Annotated in this window: 21 protein-coding genes; all 21 read right to left on the minus strand. The window is 42.2% G+C overall.

Annotated elements, in window-relative coordinates:
• Window positions 1–7 precede the first annotated feature (7 nt).
• The 21 genes from G4D82_RS04375 to G4D82_RS04470 all read right to left on the minus strand — a co-directional run bounded on the left by G4D82_RS04375 (window position 8) and on the right by G4D82_RS04470 (window position 18,937).
• On the minus strand, window positions 8–1,111 hold the full coding sequence (locus G4D82_RS04375) for a glycosyltransferase family protein (RefSeq protein ID WP_166334911.1): 1,104 nt from the start codon (window positions 1,109–1,111) through the stop codon (window positions 8–10).
• A 14-nt stretch (window positions 1,112–1,125) separates the two neighbouring features.
• Window positions 1,126–2,205, minus strand: a complete 1,080-nt coding sequence (wecB, locus tag G4D82_RS04380; protein ID WP_207788118.1) for a non-hydrolyzing UDP-N-acetylglucosamine 2-epimerase — start codon at window positions 2,203–2,205, stop codon at window positions 1,126–1,128.
• A gap of 3 nt (window positions 2,206–2,208) precedes the next feature.
• On the minus strand, window positions 2,209–2,889 hold the full coding sequence (locus G4D82_RS04385) for a hypothetical protein (RefSeq protein WP_166334913.1): 681 nt from the start codon (window positions 2,887–2,889) through the stop codon (window positions 2,209–2,211).
• The gene (locus G4D82_RS04390) at window positions 2,886–3,893 is read right to left on the minus strand and encodes a glycosyltransferase family 2 protein (protein ID WP_166334916.1); all 1,008 of its coding nucleotides are present in this window, start codon (window positions 3,891–3,893) and stop codon (window positions 2,886–2,888) included. The genes G4D82_RS04385 and G4D82_RS04390 overlap by 4 nt, the downstream gene beginning before the upstream one ends.
• Window positions 3,894–4,862, minus strand: a complete 969-nt coding sequence (locus tag G4D82_RS04395) for a glycosyltransferase family 2 protein (protein WP_166334918.1) — start codon at window positions 4,860–4,862, stop codon at window positions 3,894–3,896. It lies immediately after the preceding gene.
• On the minus strand, window positions 4,850–5,623 hold the full coding sequence (locus G4D82_RS04400; protein ID WP_166334920.1) for an acyltransferase: 774 nt from the start codon (window positions 5,621–5,623) through the stop codon (window positions 4,850–4,852). Before G4D82_RS04400 ends, G4D82_RS04395 begins: the two co-directional genes overlap by 13 nt.
• A gap of 5 nt (window positions 5,624–5,628) precedes the next feature.
• Window positions 5,629–7,110 (minus strand): oligosaccharide flippase family protein, encoded by a 1,482-nt coding sequence (locus G4D82_RS04405; RefSeq protein WP_166334923.1) that lies wholly within the window; start codon window positions 7,108–7,110, stop codon window positions 5,629–5,631.
• 56 nt (window positions 7,111–7,166) lie between these two features.
• Window positions 7,167–8,204, minus strand: coding sequence for a pseudaminic acid synthase (pseI, locus tag G4D82_RS04410; RefSeq protein WP_166334925.1), 1,038 nt, complete (start codon window positions 8,202–8,204; stop codon window positions 7,167–7,169).
• A 14-nt stretch (window positions 8,205–8,218) separates the two neighbouring features.
• Window positions 8,219–9,079 (minus strand): methionyl-tRNA formyltransferase, encoded by an 861-nt coding sequence (locus G4D82_RS04415; RefSeq protein WP_166334927.1) that lies wholly within the window; start codon window positions 9,077–9,079, stop codon window positions 8,219–8,221.
• Window positions 9,076–9,633, minus strand: coding sequence for a GNAT family N-acetyltransferase (locus G4D82_RS04420; RefSeq protein WP_166334930.1), 558 nt, complete (start codon window positions 9,631–9,633; stop codon window positions 9,076–9,078). The genes G4D82_RS04415 and G4D82_RS04420 overlap by 4 nt, the downstream gene beginning before the upstream one ends.
• Window positions 9,630–10,319, minus strand: coding sequence for a pseudaminic acid cytidylyltransferase (gene pseF, locus G4D82_RS04425; protein ID WP_166334932.1), 690 nt, complete (start codon window positions 10,317–10,319; stop codon window positions 9,630–9,632). Before pseF ends, G4D82_RS04420 begins: the two co-directional genes overlap by 4 nt.
• A 4-nt stretch (window positions 10,320–10,323) precedes the next feature.
• A complete protein-coding gene (gene pseC, locus G4D82_RS14390) occupies window positions 10,324–11,514 on the minus strand; it encodes a UDP-4-amino-4,6-dideoxy-N-acetyl-beta-L-altrosamine transaminase (protein WP_207788119.1) in 1,191 nt (396 codons plus the stop codon).
• A 3-nt stretch (window positions 11,515–11,517) separates the two neighbouring features.
• Window positions 11,518–12,528 carry a UDP-N-acetylglucosamine 4,6-dehydratase (inverting) gene (gene pseB, locus G4D82_RS14395; RefSeq protein ID WP_207788120.1) on the minus strand — a complete coding sequence of 337 codons (1,011 nt, stop codon included), beginning with the start codon at window positions 12,526–12,528 and terminating at the stop codon, window positions 11,518–11,520.
• Between the two features lie 125 nt (window positions 12,529–12,653).
• Entirely contained in the window at window positions 12,654–13,775 is a 1,122-nt protein-coding gene (locus G4D82_RS04435; RefSeq protein ID WP_166334934.1) for a DegT/DnrJ/EryC1/StrS family aminotransferase, read from the minus strand.
• Window positions 13,772–14,653, minus strand: coding sequence for a formyltransferase family protein (locus tag G4D82_RS04440; protein WP_166334936.1), 882 nt, complete (start codon window positions 14,651–14,653; stop codon window positions 13,772–13,774). The genes G4D82_RS04435 and G4D82_RS04440 overlap by 4 nt, the downstream gene beginning before the upstream one ends.
• Window positions 14,646–15,572 (minus strand): DegT/DnrJ/EryC1/StrS family aminotransferase, encoded by a 927-nt coding sequence (locus tag G4D82_RS04445; RefSeq protein WP_166334937.1) that lies wholly within the window; start codon window positions 15,570–15,572, stop codon window positions 14,646–14,648. The genes G4D82_RS04440 and G4D82_RS04445 overlap by 8 nt, the downstream gene beginning before the upstream one ends.
• The gene (locus G4D82_RS04450; RefSeq protein WP_166334938.1) at window positions 15,572–16,507 is read right to left on the minus strand and encodes a hypothetical protein; all 936 of its coding nucleotides are present in this window, start codon (window positions 16,505–16,507) and stop codon (window positions 15,572–15,574) included. The genes G4D82_RS04445 and G4D82_RS04450 overlap by 1 nt, the downstream gene beginning before the upstream one ends.
• On the minus strand, window positions 16,489–16,908 hold the full coding sequence (locus tag G4D82_RS04455) for a sugar 3,4-ketoisomerase (RefSeq protein WP_166334940.1): 420 nt from the start codon (window positions 16,906–16,908) through the stop codon (window positions 16,489–16,491). The genes G4D82_RS04450 and G4D82_RS04455 overlap by 19 nt, the downstream gene beginning before the upstream one ends.
• A gap of 1 nt (window position 16,909) precedes the next feature.
• The gene (locus G4D82_RS04460; protein WP_166334942.1) at window positions 16,910–17,326 is read right to left on the minus strand and encodes a sugar 3,4-ketoisomerase; all 417 of its coding nucleotides are present in this window, start codon (window positions 17,324–17,326) and stop codon (window positions 16,910–16,912) included.
• An 11-nt stretch (window positions 17,327–17,337) separates the two neighbouring features.
• Window positions 17,338–18,384 carry a dTDP-glucose 4,6-dehydratase gene (gene rfbB, locus G4D82_RS04465; protein ID WP_166334944.1) on the minus strand — a complete coding sequence of 349 codons (1,047 nt, stop codon included), beginning with the start codon at window positions 18,382–18,384 and terminating at the stop codon, window positions 17,338–17,340.
• Between the two features lie 82 nt (window positions 18,385–18,466).
• On the minus strand, window positions 18,467–18,937 hold the full coding sequence (locus G4D82_RS04470; RefSeq protein ID WP_166334946.1) for a UpxY family transcription antiterminator: 471 nt from the start codon (window positions 18,935–18,937) through the stop codon (window positions 18,467–18,469).
• Window positions 18,938–18,942: the final 5 nt, after the last annotated feature.

Below are 18,942 nucleotides of genomic sequence, written 5' to 3' on the forward strand. Positions count from 1 at the left end.
TTTCAAATTAACCTACCAGTTCCATAAACCTTGAGGCAACCTGCTCAATGCGGTATTGGTCTGGATTTTCAATGACCATACTTTGCTGATAATTTCCGCTCAGAAATTCGAGCCAATGGTCTTTTTTTATCTCACCAAAACGCACCGACAATATTGGCTTTTTCAAGATAGCGTAATCGATAAGTTTGCTAGGAGTTTGTGCGGTTCCGGCATTTTCAAAGTTGACAAGAAAATCCATTTTACTCATTTCGTACATTAATGAATTTCGGTCGAGCAAGCCCTTGAGTTGAATTCTTCCTTTGGATGCGCCGATGAAACTCTCTACAAACTGTGGCGTTGTGGTGTATATATGAAATTCAAAACGATGCGAATCATCTAGCGAATTCAGAAAATTCAGGAACTCTGACGGATCTCTGCGCCCGGGAATAAACATTCCGCCGTAACCAAAAATGATTTTGTCTGATGGCTTTTCTCCGCTGTAAAGCTTCACATCTTCGAAACGGAAACCTTGAGGAATGACTTTAATTTTGGAATGAAATTCAGGATAGTAGCCTTTAATTGATGCTTGCGTCGGAACAGTAAGATAAGTAGCTTTTCGACAGAACTTCTTTTCGAAATATTTGAAATAAAACGGCGGCTTGAATGTGTCGTTTTCTTGACCCATATACGGATCGCCGCAGTCTGCAATCCAGTTTTTGGCGATCTTATCAGACCAAGCTGAGGCAACACCCCAATGGATTGGATAAGGAACAGCAATCGAAATGAGTGCATCGTAACCCGATTCGTCTTTGAGTGCTTTCTTCACCAACGGAATGAGTTGGATCATCGGGTATTCGAACAACAGTATGCTGAACCGCACTACAATTCTCCAAAATAATAAGACCAAACCACTGCCTTTCACTTTGGGCACCGGCCAAGTAAGTGAGCCAAGATTTTTGTATGTTATTCCGTGGTCTTGGCAAAATTGCTCCACACCTTCGCGCGGATGTGTAATCACTTTCACATTATGTCCTTGCCGCACAAGCTCTTTGGCCAATTCCGTTGCTCGGAACGACCTCGGAGAATTCTCAGGGTAAAAAGCATTACTGACCAGCAATATTTTTTTGCTCATAAAATCGAAGCGTTTTATAAATTTTCCAGAACAGTTACAATCCGTTCAGCTGCTTTTCCGTCCCACAGTTCAGGAATTGAACCTTTCTTCCACTGCTGATCGAACAAAGTCTTCAACGCCGGAGCAATCGCTTGCGGATTTGTCCCTAGCAATTCATTAGTACCAAGTTCTATGGTTTCTGGGCGTTCGGTATTGTCACGCAAAGTCATACACGGAATGCCCATTACGGTCGTTTCTTCGGTAATCCCACCAGAATCGGTAATCACACATAGTGCATTCTCTACCAAATAATTGAACTCTAGATAACCCAAAGGTTCAATAATTCTGAGGTTGTTGCTGGTAAAATGCGACTCCATCAGTACTTTGGCTGTACGCGGATGAATCGGAAACAAAACAGGCAATCCGTTGACATTGCTAGTAATCTCCTTGAGTAACACCAATAAATTTTCGGCACTGTCTACATTTGCCGGACGATGCAAAGTGAGGACAAAATATTTTTTAGGTTCGAGGTTGAAATCATTCCAAAAGCCCGGCTGAACAAATTGTTCGCGTTTACTCAGTAAAGTATCGATCATCACGTTACCGACAAAGAAAATCTGGTCGTCGAACACGCCTGCCTTTTTGAGGTTTTCTGATGCCCAAGTGGTCGTGGTGAAAAAATAATCGGTGATAGCATCGGTCACCAAACGGTTGATTTCTTCGGGCATTGCCATGTCATACGAACGAATTCCGGCCTCGACGTGTGCCACTTTGATATTGAGCTTTTTCGCCACAATACTGCAAGCCATTGTGCTGGTTACATCGCCAACGACCAATACCAAATCAGTCGGGTTCGCCAGTAGTTCCTTTTCGAAAGCCACCATGATTGCCGCAGTTTGTTCTGCTTGCGAGCCGCCACCACAATTCAGGTTCACATCGGGCTCCGGAATGTGGAGCTGCGTGAAGAAAGTATGACTCATCTTCTCGTCAAAATGTTGGCCGGTATGCACCAATCTATAGGCAATCTTTCCCGACTTTTTCAAAGCGTGGACAATCGGTGCAATCTTGATGAAGTTCGGCCTTGCCCCGGCGATCAGCGTTATTTTCTTAATCATAAACTAGTAGATTCTTAAAATCGCATGCGGGTCAAAAACGCCCGAAAACTCGATACTCATCGGCAACTCTTTTTCCCATTCTTGAATCATGAGTTGTTCGTCTTCGCGGATAGTATCATCGACCAAAATAATCGCTCCGGTTTTCAAGTACTCGCGGAACAAATACAAAAAACCACGTCGCCCGCCTTTGGTGTTGCCCGGAGGCGCATCGCAAATGCACAAACCGATGGGTTCGCACTGAAATCCGTCGATGTCATACCATGCAAAAGCGCCATAATCTTTCAAACCGCGAGTATAAATCGTATTTGCTGTCATTTGGTTTTTGTCGAGTTCCTTCTGGATGCGCGCCGCCCAAAAATCAATATGTTCGAACGAAACCATCTTGCGCCCTTGTTTTTGTGCAATAATACCCAAAAGAATAGTAGACAACCCGCTACCACATTCGAAAATCAAGCCTTCGGATTTCATCGTTTTGTCGATACAGGTTTTGATGTAATCAATTTGGGCCGAAAACCCTTGATTGCCCCAACCGTAAACGAGTTTCTTAATCAGTTCTTCTGATGGCATTTGGTTGGCTGCGATGCACTCTTTATAAGCTTTCAACGCTTTGGGCCACACTGTAGATTGATGGATTTTAAGTAGTGATTTTCTAATCGAAATTGGGATAATGTCTTGTACTCTCATCTTTTATAAGTTTTTAGTTTGCAACTGATTGGGTAATATAAGTAGAATAATAATGCGCTTTGATTATAAATTCTGGCCATCTGGCCATAGTCGAAACGTAAGCCTTCATTCAGAATTTTGTGAATTTTTTTTGTTTTGAGTCTTTCAATAAATGCGTAATAATTTTTCAAGCTTTTCTGCCCAATCAAAGAAGTTAAAGGCAACAAAGTGAATTTGGCAACTACATGATTAATCAATAATTTCTGTTGGTGTTCAAACGAATGTTTTTCTCCAAAAGATTTGATATCTTCTATGGCTTTAATAAAACCTTGCAACGCCTTTTCGGAATAGAACAATCTGGAATTGGTAGCCGAACCTGCGCGTGTGGTTCGTTGGTAAAACCGCTCGTTATCGAAACCTACTTTTTGGGCAACTGCGAAAAATTTGGCTAAGAACAATCCGTCTTCTAAATAAGGAACATCTTTCGGATAATCAATCTGGAACTGCTCTAGAATCTCTCTTTTGAAGAACATTCCCACCGAACGATCCGGATCAATTACACCAGAACCGCGCGAGGCAAAATAGCCTTCAACACCGTCGAGTTTTTTATCTTGTAGTAGCTCGTAATTGGTGTGCCAGATGCTTTTTCCTGCTGCGTCGAAGATTTCAAAACCGAGATAAAACACATCCAAATTGTCGTTTTCTGCGATGGTCAACAATCGATTCAGGGTGTTCGGCAAAACGTAATCATCAGGATCAATCGGCAAAATATATTTTCCTTTGGCCTTGGCGATTGCATTGTTGCGCGCCATCGAAACGCCTTGATTTTCTTGGTCGATTAAAGTGAGGTTAGAGAATTCGGTTTGCAACTTTCTAACAATTTCGCTGCTATTATCTGGTGAACCGTCGTTGGTTACAATGATTTCAAAGTCGGCAGCAGGCAGGTCTTGTTGTTCCAAACTTCGGATGCATTTCTCGATATAATCCGCCACTTTATATGCCGGAATGATGATACTCAGGCGCATTTAATGGTAGAAAAAATTGGTTTTATTCTCAGGCAAACGCTTCTTCAAACTAAAAATGTAATAAAACGGGTTCAAATAAAAACAGCTCAATCGGTATAATGACCGATAGAAACCTTTGTTTTTGTTCCATCCCAGACTTTGGAAAAATTTCGAAACACCGTAAACCAACTGCTCCGATTTCCCGATTTCAAAAGGTAAAAATGGATGGGCTATCTTCTTTCGAATCAGATAAGAATTCAACACAGAAGGCTTAAACAATACCTCATCGCCGACATTATTAGCTGCATTCTGATGGATACGATAACCTACGGTTTCATGGTGATGGTAATAAAGTTTTTCGCCAGAAGCCGTTAGTTGGAGCCACATCGGATAGTCTTCTATCAAACGATTGGCCTCGTCGTAGCCGCCTACTTTTAAAACCGCTTTCTTGTTGAAAAAATAAGATGGTGTATAGTTAATTCGGTCTGAAACCAGCAATAGTTTATATTGGTCTTGGGCCGTAAAATCAGGGTGCATCAAATTGTTCGGAAATTCCAGCGGCAAAGTTTTGATATAACACTCTGGATTAAAATGGTCTTGATACAAACGAACTTGACTAAAAATTACTTTGGCCTTGGGATTTTCTTGAGCAAAAGCCATATTGTCGGTGATGCAATTCGGCAGTAGAATATCGTCGCCGGCTAAAAATTTAATCCAGTCTGACGGCGCGGCGGCAATACAACGATTGCTGTTGGCGGAAATTCCGGTATTCTCTGCCACGGTAATCAGTTGGATGCTCTCAAAACGCTGAACCACACGCTCTTGCAAAAGCCATTGCTGAACAATAGCAACAGTGCTGTCTTTAGAGCAATCATCTGAGACTACCAACGCAATAGGCCGATAACTCTGGTTGAAAATGCTCTCGAGCGTTTCTTCAACAAAAACTGCCGAATTATAAGTCGCGACTGCTACAGTTACTAATGTTCCCATTTTACTGCTGTATTCGGATGTTCTTTAAAATATTGCATGAGTTTCCACTCTTGTCTTTTGTCGGTAACATAATCCATTTCGCCTCTGACAAAACGCGCCGGAACTCCTGCCAGCAGAGCTGATTCGCCATGCTTTTCGCAATAATTTCCGGAACAAACCGCTCCAGCTGCTACAACAGTTTTATGGGCTATTCGCGTTCCTTTCAAAATAGTGGCTCTGGTGCCAATCCAAACTTGATTGCCTATATCTACTGCAGCACAATTGTCTTTAATGACTTGATTTTTGTCTTGAAGATAATGAAAATCCGTATCGAAAAACTGGGTTTCCCATGATACCAACACTTGGTCACCGAAAGTCATGTTCCTAAAAACGATAATTCGAGATAAGCTGCCTATTGAGAAATTCCTTCCGATGGTTAAGACCGAATCTTCAAGCAGCGTTAGATTGATTCCTCTGGCGAACATTGCTGGCCCTTTGAAAATAACCGTTCCTGCATTGAAAATTCGACTGGGTGTGTTCGGACAGATTACGACTTCATGTTTGGCTCCAAAGACAATCATCCCAAACTTGATTTGAGTGTTTTCGATTAAAAATTTACCAGACTTATTCGCCCAATTTAGTTTTCCGTATATGTGAACCGGCAGTCGGTAAGCTTGTCTGAAAGGCAACCATTTAAAGTTGAAATACAAAGTCTGGAACAAATTCAGACGCAACAAAGTTGTAAGAACAAAACCAATAATTTTCAGAGGATTTCTGGCCACAACATTCAAAATTTAGATCTTACTTTTTGTGCAATGCTTTTCAGGTTTACCCGCTTGTTCAATTCATGCATCGAAAAGGTTATAGTCAGCAATACCACGATAAATTGAGCAACGTAAACAATTGGTGATGACAGTGTTTTGATGATGAGTAAAGAAGCAATCAATGAAACCATAGAGATGGTGGCCAGTTTGAATACTTCTTTATTGAATGTAAATTCATACTTCGCTTGGATAACCCAAAAAATCATGATTGCAGTCAGGATAAACGCCACCAAAAAAGAAATTCCCAAACCATTTAAACCATACAATCGATAACATAAAATATTCAAGATCAAGAGTAAGAGGTTGGCGACAATCTCAACAGTCATAAAGAGCTTGTTGTTGTTTTTAGCTAAAATGATGAATCCAGACACCCAAACCAAACCTTTGAATGGAATAGCCAAAACTGCCAAAAAGATAAAATCTTGAGCTGGAAGAAAGGACTTACTCAAAAGGATTCTAATCAGTAGTGGTGTGGTCGAAATAAGCAAAACCAAAACGATGGCCAGAACGATTAAAACCAACTCTGCTTGTTGGTTGACTACTTGTCTCCATTGCTTCTCATCGTTGATCAGCGCAGAAAGTCGAGGAAAATAATCCGTTGACATGGCTGTGAAAACCATCCCGACATAACCGTCAACGATGGCCAAACCAGCATTATAAAGACCAACATCTGAAAGGGTTCCGGTTTTGGAAATATAACCGTTCAAAGCAAACGCCACCGCTGAGGCAAGTAAATTCACCACCGTCAAGCTCAATCCTAACTTAACCATCGGCATTCCCAGATCAATGGTCTCTTTCCAACTTACAGCGACGGTTTGCACCTGTACTTTTCTTTTAAAATAGAGTGAGACCAAATAAGCAGCAAAAGCCGATGCAATAATAGCAGGCACTACGCCAGCCATTCCCCAAACATAAAATATCGGCAAGGCAATCAACAATCCTGCGACACCGCCTAAAACATTAGCTTGGGCAAGGTATTTCAGTTGTCGGGTTGCGCGTAAGATGGTGTATATTCCGCCCATCAATGCGCCAAAAATAAAGGTACAACTCAAAGCAATATAAGACCATGTATGCGAAGTATCGTTGAATGAGAAACGGCTCAACAACGGAGAAAGACCTATTGTAACAAGAATTCCCAACAAAGCAGTCAACCAGATCCAGCGACCGAAAACCGTAAAGGTCAGACGCATTTTATGCTCATCACCTGATGCGTGTGCCTTAGATAAATCGCGCACAGCACTCTCTGCTAGCCCCAGTGAAGAAATCGTTTTGATTAAATTCAAGCCCGAGAGAAACAAACCGTTGAGCCCCATCCCTGCAGTTCCTATAAGCAGGGCTACTGCCTTACCACGGATCAGTGTGATGAGTATATTGAATACTTGAACGCCTCCGAAAATCGAAGTGGCTTTGAAAATAGATTTGTAATGTGTGCTTTTCTCGCTCATTTTTATACTTTGAAGTCATTGACTAAGCTATCGCCTTGTCGTACTTCATTTGAAAGTCAATCAACCAAATCCAAAGAAAATCGAGTACCTTTTTCTACATCGAATTTAACTTTCCTGCCCAAAGATTCGTGATAATATTTCGGATGCAAACCAAAACCCGGACGCACCGAACGCAAGTTTTTCTCGGTGAGAATTTCTCCGGCTTTTACATCTTCGGCAATATATAAGGAACGACTAAATTGCTTGCCGCTGGCTTGTTTTTCGGTTAAAGTATAATCAACTTTTCCGATGGCTTTCTCGGCTTCACGCACGGCTTTGACCATATCGGCAAATTCTTGCTCGTTCATCGAAAAGGAAGCATCCGGACCGCCAATGGCACGATCGATTATAAAGTGTTTTTCGATAATCTTTGCTCCAAAAACCGTGGCCACAATCGGAACCGTGCTGCCCATCGTATGATCGGAAAGTCCTGAAATGACTTGATATCTTTCGGCTAAATCTTTTACCATACACATATTGGCTTCTTCAATCGGCGCCGGATAACTCGAGGTACATTTCAATAGTGCCACATCGTAGTTGCCCATTCTATGACAAGCCTCAAGCGCGAGTTCAATATCTGCTTCTTGTGCAATTCCCGTAGAGAGAATCACCGGTTTTCCTTTAGAAGCCACGTATTCAATCAGCGGAATATCTGTAATTTCAAACGAAGCAATTTTATAGGCAGGTGCATTCAACGATTCAAGAAAGTCTACCGCAGTTTTATCGAATGGTGATGAAAAACAAATCAAACCTTCTTCCTGCGCAGCTTTGAATAATGCTTCATGCCACTGCCAAGGCGTGTAAGCTTCTTGGTAAAGTTCGTGGTATTTTTTGCCTTCCCAAATGGTTCCTTGAATGACAAAATCTTCCTTGTTAGAATCGAGTGTTAACGTATCGGCTGTGTACGTTTGCAATTTGATGCAATTGGCTCCTGCCCTTTTCGCAGATTTTATCGTAGCCAGCGCATTGTCGAGGCTTCCGTTATGGTTAGCAGAAAGCTCGGCTATAATAAATACCGGGCTATTTTGGTCGATGGTAAAATTTCCTATTTTCATGTCAATTTGAGGGCTTACACCAATATCGATCCGACAGTAATTTCGAAATCGAAGGTTCTGTATTTAGTGATTTCAACGACTCCATTGGGCGTTTTTATTGCTAACGGATTTACTGACAACACCAATCCGTTGGGCATTTCCCAATCGAAACCCAAGGGAGAAAACTGAATTGCATCTATGGTGATTTTTTGTCCGTTGAGTTGCGAGAATGCGCCCGGATAAGGATCAGCTTGCGCCCGCACCCAATTGTAGATGCGCTCTTTTTGCCAATTCCAATCAATCGCGCCATCTTCCGGACTGCGTTTGCCGAAGTAAGTCGCCTCAGCGTTGTTTTGCTTTTTTGTCTTTAATGTGTTGTTTTCAATATCAGACAATACCTGATCAATCAATGGAATGTATTGCTCATTGTATTTCTGGAGAATCATGGCTCCGGTATCTTTCGGGCCAATGTTTACGATTACTTGCTCGATGATATCGCCTGTGTCACAACCCGAATCAATCAGATGCGCTGTGATGCCCGTTTGGGTTTCGTTGTTGATGATGGCCCAGACGTGCGGAGTTCTTCCTCGGTATTTTGGCAGTAACGAGCCGTGGATATTAAAGGCTAAAATTGATGGATGTGCAATCAAATCTTCTTCAATCAAGAACAGATAATTGACCGAAACCAATACCTCGATGGCTTTGTCATGATAAAAATCTTTTGCTTTACCATTTCTCGGATTGCCAGCGAAAACTGCTATTTGGTTCGCTTGGCAGAACTCAATGATGCTGTCGGATTTTGAATCGGTGCATACGAAGTCAATCTCGTGCCTCGCATACAAATGCTTCAAGACAATTTTTCCTAAATTCCCGCTGACTAAAACGCCTAACTTCATTTGCTGGAAATTTTAGAGTGAATCACTACATCGATAAACTTTCCGTTGAAAAAGCAATGTTCTTTGAGTCGGGCTTCTTGGTAATATCCGGCCACTTCGACCGCTTGGTATAAATGCGGGCGCAAATCGAAAGCGTACACAAATAGTTTGTGAAACTGCAATTCCTGAAAGGCTACTTGCTCAATTAAATTCAAATAATTCACCCAGTACTTTTGAAAATGATTGGCTTCAAGCTCGGTTTTCATCACGAAAGAAATCTCGGCGTTCTTGTCGATCCAATTCATATGAACCAAACCGCCATAACCCACAAATTTGCCATTTTCAAAAAAGGAAAACAAAATCTGAGCAGGCTTCTCTTGATTAAACAAACTAGCGACAACTGTAGCAAAATAATTTTCTTGATCCTCTGCCGTGAGCGGTTGGGCTTGGCGCAAATGGTAAATCTGCTCGTTGCGGATATGCATGATGGCATATTTATCTTCATCGCGAATCGGCTCGATTGAAAACCCTTCGGCGGTGAAAATTTGTTGGTTGAGGCAACGATAATTTCTCATTTGAAGAACAGTTGGTATTTCATTTCAGCGAGCTTCCAGTCGTTTTCGTTGTCGATGTCCTGCGCGAGCAAATCATCCACTTCGATGGTAAAAGTATTTTGGGTCCTTAGACTTTTGGTCTGCTTCAATTTGGAAACGTCGAAGGTGTAAAACATACCGGCGTCGAAATAAGCTCTTTCTAGATCTTGGGTTCTGGTGTTGGAACTCAACGGATCGAAAAGTTCAATTTTCCCATTGGATGCCACTTTCAAAGCCCGTTGTATCGGATGCGAGTAAGCCAAACTCGGGAAAACACAATCGCCATTTTCTTTCTCCAGCAGCGCGAATGAATCGGTCAACAACCTTGAACTCACAAACGGCGCGCACGCATAAATGCAAGTTCCTTGATGGAATTCTTGGCCCTGAGAGGCATACCAATCGAGTACTTCCAAGAGCACGTCGACAGTGGTGGCGAAATCGTTACTGTTTTCATCCGAACGCATAAACGGAACCTGAGCTCCGTACTGGCGGGCAATAGCGGCAATTTCTTCATCGTCTGTGGAAACCATGACCTCATCGTACAAACCACTATTTATAGCGGCTTGAATGGAATAGGCCACAATCGGCTTTCCGAAGAAAAGTTTGGTGTTTTTTCTCGGAATTCGTTTGCTGCCACCGCGCGCAGGAATGATTGCAATTCTTCTCAAGAGTTTATCGGTTTAAAAAAGCCTCCACTTTTTGAATCACAAAATCCTGCTGCTGCTCGGTCAGTGTAGGAAACATTGGTAAACTGATACAATGTTTGTAATAGTTTTCGGCATTCGGCATATCGCCTTCCTTCCAACCAAACTGACGGTAATAAGGCATCAGATGGCAAGGAATATAATGGATTTGGGCAAAAATCTGGTCTTCGCGCAAAGCATTGTATAAACCCAAACGATCTTCTACTTCAATCACATACAAGTGGTAAGCGTGGCCTTCCACAAAGCCAGAATGACCTTCAATTTTGGAATGGCTTGAGAAACGCTCGTTGTATTTTTTTGCAATTTGCTTTCTGCGTTGCAAACCTTCATCTGCGCGCGAGAGTTGGCTAATACCCAAAGCGGCTTGAAAATCGGTGAAACGGTAATTGTAACCCAAAGTCTGCATTTCCATGTACCAGCCCGGATAAGCGCTATCGTATGGAACTTCTTGGCCTGCCGCAAATGATGGCGAATTCTGGAAAATAGCCGCATCACGCGTTATACCATGCGTTCTTAGCTCTAAGAGTTTTTTGTAGAGTTTTTCGTCGTTAGTGGTAATCATTCCGCCCTCGCCTGTGGCAATATGCTTCACGGGATGAAACGAAAAAATCGCTAGGTCGGCAAAATTTCCGTTGCCGCAGTTTTGTTTTTGTCCTTTGCTATCGATGAAATACCCGCCGGGCGAATGACACGAATCTTGAATAATCCATAAGCCATATTCGTCCGCGAGTTTTCGGAAAGCTTCTAAATCAACGGCACGTCCAGCAAAATCTACAGGAACGATGCCTTGGTAAGTACCTTTTGGCGACGCTTTTAGTAGGGCTTCTACTTTGTTGATGTCGAGCAAATAAGTTTTCGGGTCGATGTCGGCAAAAACCACCTCGCCACCACAATAGCGGATACAATTGGCTGAAGCCGCAAAAGTAATGGGTGTCGTAATCACTTTATCGCCGGGCTTTACGTTCAAAGCCAGCGCATTCAAGTGCAAAGCTGCCGTTCCGTTGGCTACAGCTACGGCAAACTTGCATCCGATATACTGTGCAAATTGCTTTTCAAACTCAAGAATTGTTGGGCCTTGTGTCAGAAAGTCACCTTTGAGCGCTTGGGCTACAGCGGCAATATCTTGCTCGGTTATATTTTGTCTTCCGTAAGGTATCATATTTTAAACGGTAAAATCCGGGTATAAATGCTCTTTAATCAAAGCCCGTAAAGAATCGACAGTTTCCCATTCGGTATTTTCACCGGAAGTATAATTAAATCCTTGCGGAACCAGTTTGGCATTGAACTTCTCGATGTAAGCATTCAAATTCCAAGTGGTGACTTGTGGCAAAATGACGTAGTATTTTCCTAAATCATAAGTGGTGAAAGAATCTGATGAGGTAATCATTTCTTCGTGGATTTTCTCGCCCGGACGAATACCACTAATGCGGTGTTCACAATCCGGTCCGATAGCCTGCGCCACATCAAGAATTCTGTATGATGGGATTTTCGGCACAAACAATTCGCCGCCCCAAGCAGTTTCAAGCGCGTGTAAAACCATATCGACTCCACCTTCTAACGATATGTTGAAACGCGTCATGTTTGGGTCGGTAATGGGCAAAACGCCTTCTTTTCTTTTCTCCATAAAAAACGGAATCACCGAACCGTTGGAACCCATCACATTACCATAACGCACCACCGAAAATTTAATGTCCTGCGCGCCTTTGATGTTGTTGGCTGCAATGAATAACTTGTCTGAAGTTAGTTTGGTTGCTCCGTAAAGATTGATTGGCGCACATGCTTTATCGGTAGAAAGGGCAACGACTTTAGAAACGGTTGAGGACAAACTTGCCTTAATCACGTTCTCAGCTCCGCCAATGTTAGTTTTTACGCACTCATCCGGATTGTACTCTGCGATATGGACATGCTTCATCGCTGCCGCATGGATAACATAATCAATACCATTGAACGCTCTTTTGAGTCGTTCCAAGTCGCGTACATCGCCAATAAAATAACGAATAGCCGGATATTTCGATTCTGGAAATTCCTGTGCCATCTGAAATTGCTTTTGCTCGTCTCGGGAGTAAATGACCAGTTTTCGGATGTTCGGCCATTTTTTCAATATGGTCTTGGTAAGTTCTTTTCCCAAAGAACCCGTTCCGCCTGTGATGAGTATTGATTTGTTGTCTAACATTTATTCTGAATTAATTAACTGTTTGTTTTTAAGTTCCCTTTTTACTTTCCTAAATCGGTTGTCATTGAAACGGGCACATTTATTTAGGATTTATAGGATTAGCTTTAGTGCTGTTGCCTTTGCATTCATTGGAAACGGTTTAATGCTTCGATAATAGTAGCTACTTCTGTTTCTGTAAGCACCGGACTGATGGGCAAACTCAAAACCGTCTCGTGGATTTCATTGGTAATTGGATAGTCAATACCATTCATTTCTTTGTAAGCCAACTGCTTATTAGGCGGAATTGGGTAATGAATCAAAGTTTGTATGCCGTTATCGGTAAGGTATTGTTGTAATTCATTTCTTCTTGGGTGACGAATAACAAACAAATGCCAAACGTGTTCTGTATTTTCCTCAGGTTTGAAGTTCTTGTTCGAAGGCACCGGCAACTGGATTTCCGGATGTTTGATTCCATTGAGATAAGCTGAGGCCAATGTTCTTCGGTATTGGTTCTCGGCATCGATATGCGCGAGTTTGACCTTTAGAAAAGCAGCCTGAACTTCATCGAGCCTACTATTCAAACCCAAAAACTCATTGACGTATTTCTGTTTGCTCCCGTAATTGCCTAGTGCGCGAACTTGTGCTGCCAAAACTGAATCATTAGTGGTTACTGCTCCAGCATCGCCTAAAGCACCGAGATTTTTCCCAGGATAAAAACTGAAACCCGCAGCATCACCGAGATTCCCGGTTTTGATGCCGTTCCACTGTGCACCGATAGCTTGAGCGTTGTCTTCAATAATCTTGAGGCTATATTTTTTAGCTAAAGTTTGCAAATCGTCGCTCCAACAAACTTGTCCGTACAAATGCACCACCATAATGGCTTTGGTTTTGGCGGTAATGCTTTTCTCGATTAAATCAATGTCGAGGTTATACGAATGGATACTTGGCTCAACCAAAACCGGCTTTAACTGATTGTCTGAAATGGCCAACAAGGAAGCAATGTAAGTATTGGCTGGAACGATGACCTCGTCGCCGGCTGCCATTACACCCAAATCGATGTACGCTTTAAGAATCAGACGCAAGGCGTCCAACCCATTTGCTACGCCAATAGCATGCGAAGCACCGATATACTTGGCCAGTTTTTCCTCGAAACTATTGAGTTGGTTTCCCATTAAGAACCAACCTGAATCGATGACTTGGGCTGCGGCCTCTTTCAGCTCCTTGGCGTGTAAAGCATTGATTTTCTGAAGATCTAAAAATTTGATCATAATCTTTGTCCGATTTTAAATAGTGCTGACGGCAAAATGACATTTCCGTCTTGAGTAAGACTTTCGATAGCAATGGCCGTATCTGCGGTTTTGATCCAAGCGGCTCCTTCGGAAGTAAGTAATACGACCGCTCCGGGAATTCCTTTGGATGATAAAAACCCTGGCACTTCCGAAAGTTGATTGATTTCGTATAAAGTATTGTTGTATTCTAATTGAAGCCCTGTGCCTAATGGTCTGGCAAAAACCATATACCGCCTGATGAAATCCTGCGTGGGTTGGTTCCAATCGGTAATAATTCCATCTTGCGGCACGAGCGGGCAAGCATATAGGAACGAAGCGTCTTTCTGGCTTTGCGCAGTCACTTTGCCCTGTAGGATTTGGACAATTTGTGCGGAAAGATTTTGCTGCATGTCGGCTTTCATGGCTTGCTTGGCGTGAAAATAGGTCTCATTGGCTTGAATAGTATAACCGAATTTGTAATAGATATCGCCTTGGTCGAGTTTTTCATTGACCTCGTGAAGCGTATAACCCACCGTGTAATCTCCGTTAAGAATCGCCCAAGAATTCGCATTATTTCCTCTATAAATTGGCAGTAAACCCATGTGAATGTTGAGCAAATAAGGAACTTGTATATTAGCAACCGAAATAATCTTGTTGTAATTATATACCACAATGGCTTGAGCTTGTAGTTTTTGGGCGCTTTCAAAATCCAGAATCGACAACTGGTTGCTTTCTAGAAATTCATAAAAGTTGGGGAATTTAGCCCGACGATGATAATCTACAATGATACCCAAAATATCAAAATCGCTCGCTAACCATTGGTAGAGATCAATAATCGGCTGACCAAAACCGGCCAAAACAATCTTTGCTTTACCCATGAATCGTTTGTTGTTTAAAAGCAGTAATCACCTCAACGAAATAATCGATATCCGCTCTGCATAAGTTCTGATGGCAAGGAATGAAGAATGCATCTTCACCATAAAACACGCTACTTTGGATGCCGTGTTGGGCTAAATAATCTTTGAGCAAAGGCAAATCTAGAATTTGTTGGTGGTTGTTCAAAAGCAAGGCAGACGGCACCACATGGTCATATTTGGGAAATCTCAAACTAAAACCTAACGATTGAAAGGCTTGGTGAGCGTAGTCAAAATTGGCTTTTCGTTGGCTCAGCAAATCGCTGCTTTGCATTAAGTAATACGACATGACTTTCTCAAGATACTGTTTTTCAATAGGGCTCATTTGAGAAGTTAACGAAGTTGAATAACCTGAATTGGCCACGATCAAACCTCCAATTTGAATTGGGAAAAACTTAGGAAAACTATAGGTTGAAAAATCGCCGTATTGACCTACTTTATTCTGAACATCCTGACTGAAAAACGTGGTACAACAATCTTCAATAATAGGCAAACCGGAAGCTTTGAGCTTTTCCATTTCGGGATGCGGATAACCGAATTCGTGGTTCACCAAAATCAACTTGGTAGCGCTACTCAAGGTTCGGTTCCATTGGCAAAAGGCCTCGATGGTTTTAGTCACGCAAGAACTAATATAAAAATTCTCCGACGTGGTTAGTATCGTTACTAAATCAGTAGGTTGCAAATTATAATTTTGAAGTGCCAACCGAATCGCCTCGCGGCCGTTCAAGGTATACTGCCATTGGTTTTTTCCGAAACGTTGGTCAAAATAGGCAGAGGCAAAATCGTTGGTTTCCAATGCTGCGTTCTGAGCCAGATGCATAGTCTGAAAAGGGCTGATGCGGTAAGCGGGCAACAAAAACGGATCCGGATGCAGTACAAACATCAGTTCAGCGGTTTATAAAATTCGGTTTTGATACTGATCTCGCAGCCAATACTTTCTTTGAACTCACACAAGCCATAATTCGGGACAGAATCTTCGGTAGATGGACCGATGTCAATGATTTGAATTCCTTGCTGCTTGTAGTATTTGAAAACCTCGAATGACAAGAAATTCATCGTCTTATGTTCGGCGTAAGCAGGCAAATCGCCCCAGTAAATTACTTGTACAATGGCTTCAGCAACATGAAAAACGACGGCTGCAGCGGTAGCCATTTGCTCTCTTTTGACTAGAAAAAAATCGGCTTTAACTACTTGTAATGTTTCTTGAACTTGCTCCCAAGTCATGCGCAGTGGGAAACCGCGTTCGCTTCGGTTTTGGGCAATGACATCGTAAGCTAATTTAGCATTTTCTGATGTCAATTCCTCGAAGACCAATCCCGCTTGCTGGGCTCGTTTGAGGTTTTTCTTGGCGTTATACCAGATCTCCGATGCATAATTTTCAGTAAATTTTCGAGTAGGAAATTGGTAATTTAGTTCAATGTTGCTGGTTTGAAAACCGCTTCTGTATAAGCAATTGTATATTTTGTTCAGGAAATTTTCTCGATAAAAAAACGAGGGCGATACAATGCGAATTCCTTCAAATTTTTTCTCTGTGGCCCATTGGATTAGAGTCTCAATTGCGGCATCAATTTGTTGCAAACGCACCTCATCATTGGCGGCTTCAAAACCTCCGAAAGGTGCAGAAAATGGCGAAACGATTTTATTGGCGCGCAATCCGAAAATAATTCCTAGCCTAACTTTGGTGTCTTTAAAAACTAAGTAAAATACCTGCTCGCATTTGTAACTATTGAGTGCATTAAAGGCTGCCGAATTGAAAACCTGCTTCGGATTCGGGAAATAGTCGGCGTATTGCGCAGCGTTTACTTCGAGGATTTCCATGCTTTGAATTGGTCGTAATTGCGGAAATAGTCTTTTTCGTCATATTCAATCGAAGCCAAAACAAAACAGATTGATCCGCTGGAAAAATTGTCAAGTTCACGCCAAAGCCCAGAAGGCATATACAAACCCATGTTCGGACGCGAGAGGTGAAAAGTTCTTTTGACTTGACCGTCGTCGACAATAATATCGAAACTGCCGCTGAGTGCAACAATGAGTTGCTGCAATTCCAGATGTCCGTGCCCGCCGCGACTGAATCCGCCCGGAACGTCGTACAAATAATAAACCCGCTTGATGTCGAACGGAACTTGATTGCTATTGCTCACGGCGGTCAAATTGCCATTGGCTTGGTGATTAATCGGTAACTCGACCATGGTGCAATCAAAAACAGTGGTGGTTTTCATCTTATGGTTTTGTGAGGAATTCGTTGTAATTGCGGATATAATCGGCTTCAGAAAAATCAGAACTTGACAAATGCACCGACACCGAATTGGTAGAGAAATTCTCTAAATGGCGCCAATGCATCGGTGGGATATAGAGCCCGTAATAGGAACGATTCAGACAGAATTTGCTTTGATTTCCGTGAACATCCACTACAATAATGTCAAGGCTGCCGCTGATGACAATGATAATTTCTTGTTGGGTTTTATACGCATGCCCTCCACGGGTTTCGCCACCGGGTACATCATATATCCAAAACACACGTTTGATATCGAACGGAATCTGATCTTGGTTCTGCAAAAACGACAAATTGCCGCGAACATCCATAATTTTTGGAAGTTCGATAATATGCGGCTGAGTAAGATCTTGTTTAGATTCCATTGAAAATGCGTTTATTGGTATTGCTTTTCGTAGTATTTCTGGTAGCTGCCACTGGTGACATTCTCGAGCCAAGTTTTATTCTGCAGATACCAATCGATGGTTTGCTCCAAGCCTTCTTCAAAAGTAACCGATGGCTTCCAACCGAGTTCTCGATTGATTTTCGTCGCATCGATGGCATAACGCAAATCATGACCTGGGCGGTCTTTCACAAAAGTGATGAGCTGCTCAGCTGTGCCTTCAGTTTGGTTTAGTTTACTATCCATTTTCCGACAAAGCAAACGTACCAAATCGATGTTCTGCCATTCGTTAAAACCACCAATGTTGTAGGTTTCATGATTTTTTCCCTCGTGAAAAACCAAGTCAATCGCTACGGCATGATCTTTCACAAATAGCCAATCTCGGGTATATTTTCCGTCACCATAAACAGGCAAAGGCTTATTTTGAAGGATGTTGTTGATTAATAGCGGAATGAGTTTTTCCGGAAAATGGTTCGGACCATAATTGTTTGAGCAGTTCGTAATCACGTAGGGCAAACCGTAAGTTTCTCCGTAAGCGCGTACAAAATGATCGGAACTAGCTTTAGATGCGGAATAAGGCGAATTAGGGTCGTAAGGCGTAGTTTCAGTAAACAAACCTGTAGCTCCTAAAGTTCCGTATACTTCATCTGTGCTAATATGGTAAAAACGCTTTCCTTCGAAGTTGCCTTTCCAAATTTCTTTGGCTGCATTAAGCAAATTCATCGTTCCGATTACATTCGTTTTCACAAAAGCCAAAGGATCAGTAATGGAGCGATCCACATGTGATTCAGCAGCCAAATGTATCACTCCATCGAATTGGTGCGTTCTGAAAAGTGCCGAGATAAAATCAGCATCTACGATATCTCCTTTCACAAAAGTGTAATTGGGTTCGTGCTCAATATCCGCGATATTCTCTAGATTGCCCGCATAAGTCAACGCATCTAGATTGACAATTTGATAGTTAGGATATTTTTGAACCATGCGACGAACCACATGCGAACCGATAAATCCTGCGCCTCCAGTGATGAGTATTTTTTTCATTTTACAGTTGCTTTTTGCTACGGCTTCGCCCCATCAGTCCCATTTTCAGGGCTAATTCATTTAAAACGTGAACTTTATTTTTTTACAATTTGTCTTCTTTATGAAGCGTAATCAGTACGCCTAGTTCAGTCAGCACCAATTGTAAACTATTCTTGTTGATTTGTTTGATAATTCCTTCCTTGCCTTGGAATGGGCCACTAGGAATTGGCAACAAATCGCCTACTTTTATGTCTTTGACTTCGAAAGAAGCCATCGTGTCTTTGAGTCCGTTCTTGAGCGCGTCAATTTCATCTTCACGAACCACAGCGGGCTTTCCTAGCCAGAACAAGTACCGAACAACACCACTGATTTGGAATACTGCCTCGCGGTTTTTTTCTTCCAACTGCACGAAAACATACGAATTCAGCAATGGCACTTGTACTTTCTTTTTGCGATCTGACCACTGTTTGACCATGTTAATCATCGGGCAAAAAGCGGTAATTCCGGCCAATTTCAATCGTTCGGCTACTTTCTTTTCATTTCTGGGTTTCGTGTAAATGACATACCAAGGCATAACTT

Source organism: Flavobacterium lotistagni, from assembly GCF_011392125.1.
Classification (GTDB): domain Bacteria; phylum Bacteroidota; class Bacteroidia; order Flavobacteriales; family Flavobacteriaceae; genus Flavobacterium; species Flavobacterium lotistagni.

Coding starts and splice junctions, on each gene's coding strand:
- pseI (WP_166334925.1), bottom strand. CDS start 8,204: ATGAAAATAGGAAATTTTACCATCGACCAAAATAGCCCGGTATTTATT.
- G4D82_RS04450 (WP_166334938.1), bottom strand. CDS start 16,507: ATGGAAATCCTCGAAGTAAACGCTGCGCAATACGCCGACTATTTCCCG.
- rfbB (WP_166334944.1), bottom strand. CDS start 18,384: ATGAAAAAAATACTCATCACTGGAGGCGCAGGATTTATCGGTTCGCAT.
- G4D82_RS04420 (WP_166334930.1), bottom strand. CDS start 9,633: ATGAGAAATTATCGTTGCCTCAACCAACAAATTTTCACCGCCGAAGGG.
- G4D82_RS04405 (WP_166334923.1), bottom strand. CDS start 7,110: ATGAGCGAGAAAAGCACACATTACAAATCTATTTTCAAAGCCACTTCG.
- wecB (WP_207788118.1), bottom strand. CDS start 2,205: ATGATTAAGAAAATAACGCTGATCGCCGGGGCAAGGCCGAACTTCATC.
- G4D82_RS04375 (WP_166334911.1), bottom strand. CDS start 1,111: ATGAGCAAAAAAATATTGCTGGTCAGTAATGCTTTTTACCCTGAGAAT.
- G4D82_RS04470 (WP_166334946.1), bottom strand. CDS start 18,937: ATGCCTTGGTATGTCATTTACACGAAACCCAGAAATGAAAAGAAAGTA.
- G4D82_RS04460 (WP_166334942.1), bottom strand. CDS start 17,326: ATGGAATCTAAACAAGATCTTACTCAGCCGCATATTATCGAACTTCCA.
- G4D82_RS04435 (WP_166334934.1), bottom strand. CDS start 13,775: ATGATCAAATTTTTAGATCTTCAGAAAATCAATGCTTTACACGCCAAG.
- pseC (WP_207788119.1), bottom strand. CDS start 11,514: ATGATACCTTACGGAAGACAAAATATAACCGAGCAAGATATTGCCGCT.
- G4D82_RS04385 (WP_166334913.1), bottom strand. CDS start 2,889: ATGAGAGTACAAGACATTATCCCAATTTCGATTAGAAAATCACTACTT.
- G4D82_RS04395 (WP_166334918.1), bottom strand. CDS start 4,862: ATGGGAACATTAGTAACTGTAGCAGTCGCGACTTATAATTCGGCAGTT.
- G4D82_RS04445 (WP_166334937.1), bottom strand. CDS start 15,572: ATGTTTGTACTGCATCCGGATCCGTTTTTGTTGCCCGCTTACCGCATC.
- pseB (WP_207788120.1), bottom strand. CDS start 12,528: ATGTTAGACAACAAATCAATACTCATCACAGGCGGAACGGGTTCTTTG.
- G4D82_RS04455 (WP_166334940.1), bottom strand. CDS start 16,908: ATGAAAACCACCACTGTTTTTGATTGCACCATGGTCGAGTTACCGATT.
- G4D82_RS04390 (WP_166334916.1), bottom strand. CDS start 3,893: ATGCGCCTGAGTATCATCATTCCGGCATATAAAGTGGCGGATTATATC.
- G4D82_RS04415 (WP_166334927.1), bottom strand. CDS start 9,079: ATGAAGTTAGGCGTTTTAGTCAGCGGGAATTTAGGAAAAATTGTCTTG.
- G4D82_RS04440 (WP_166334936.1), bottom strand. CDS start 14,653: ATGGGTAAAGCAAAGATTGTTTTGGCCGGTTTTGGTCAGCCGATTATT.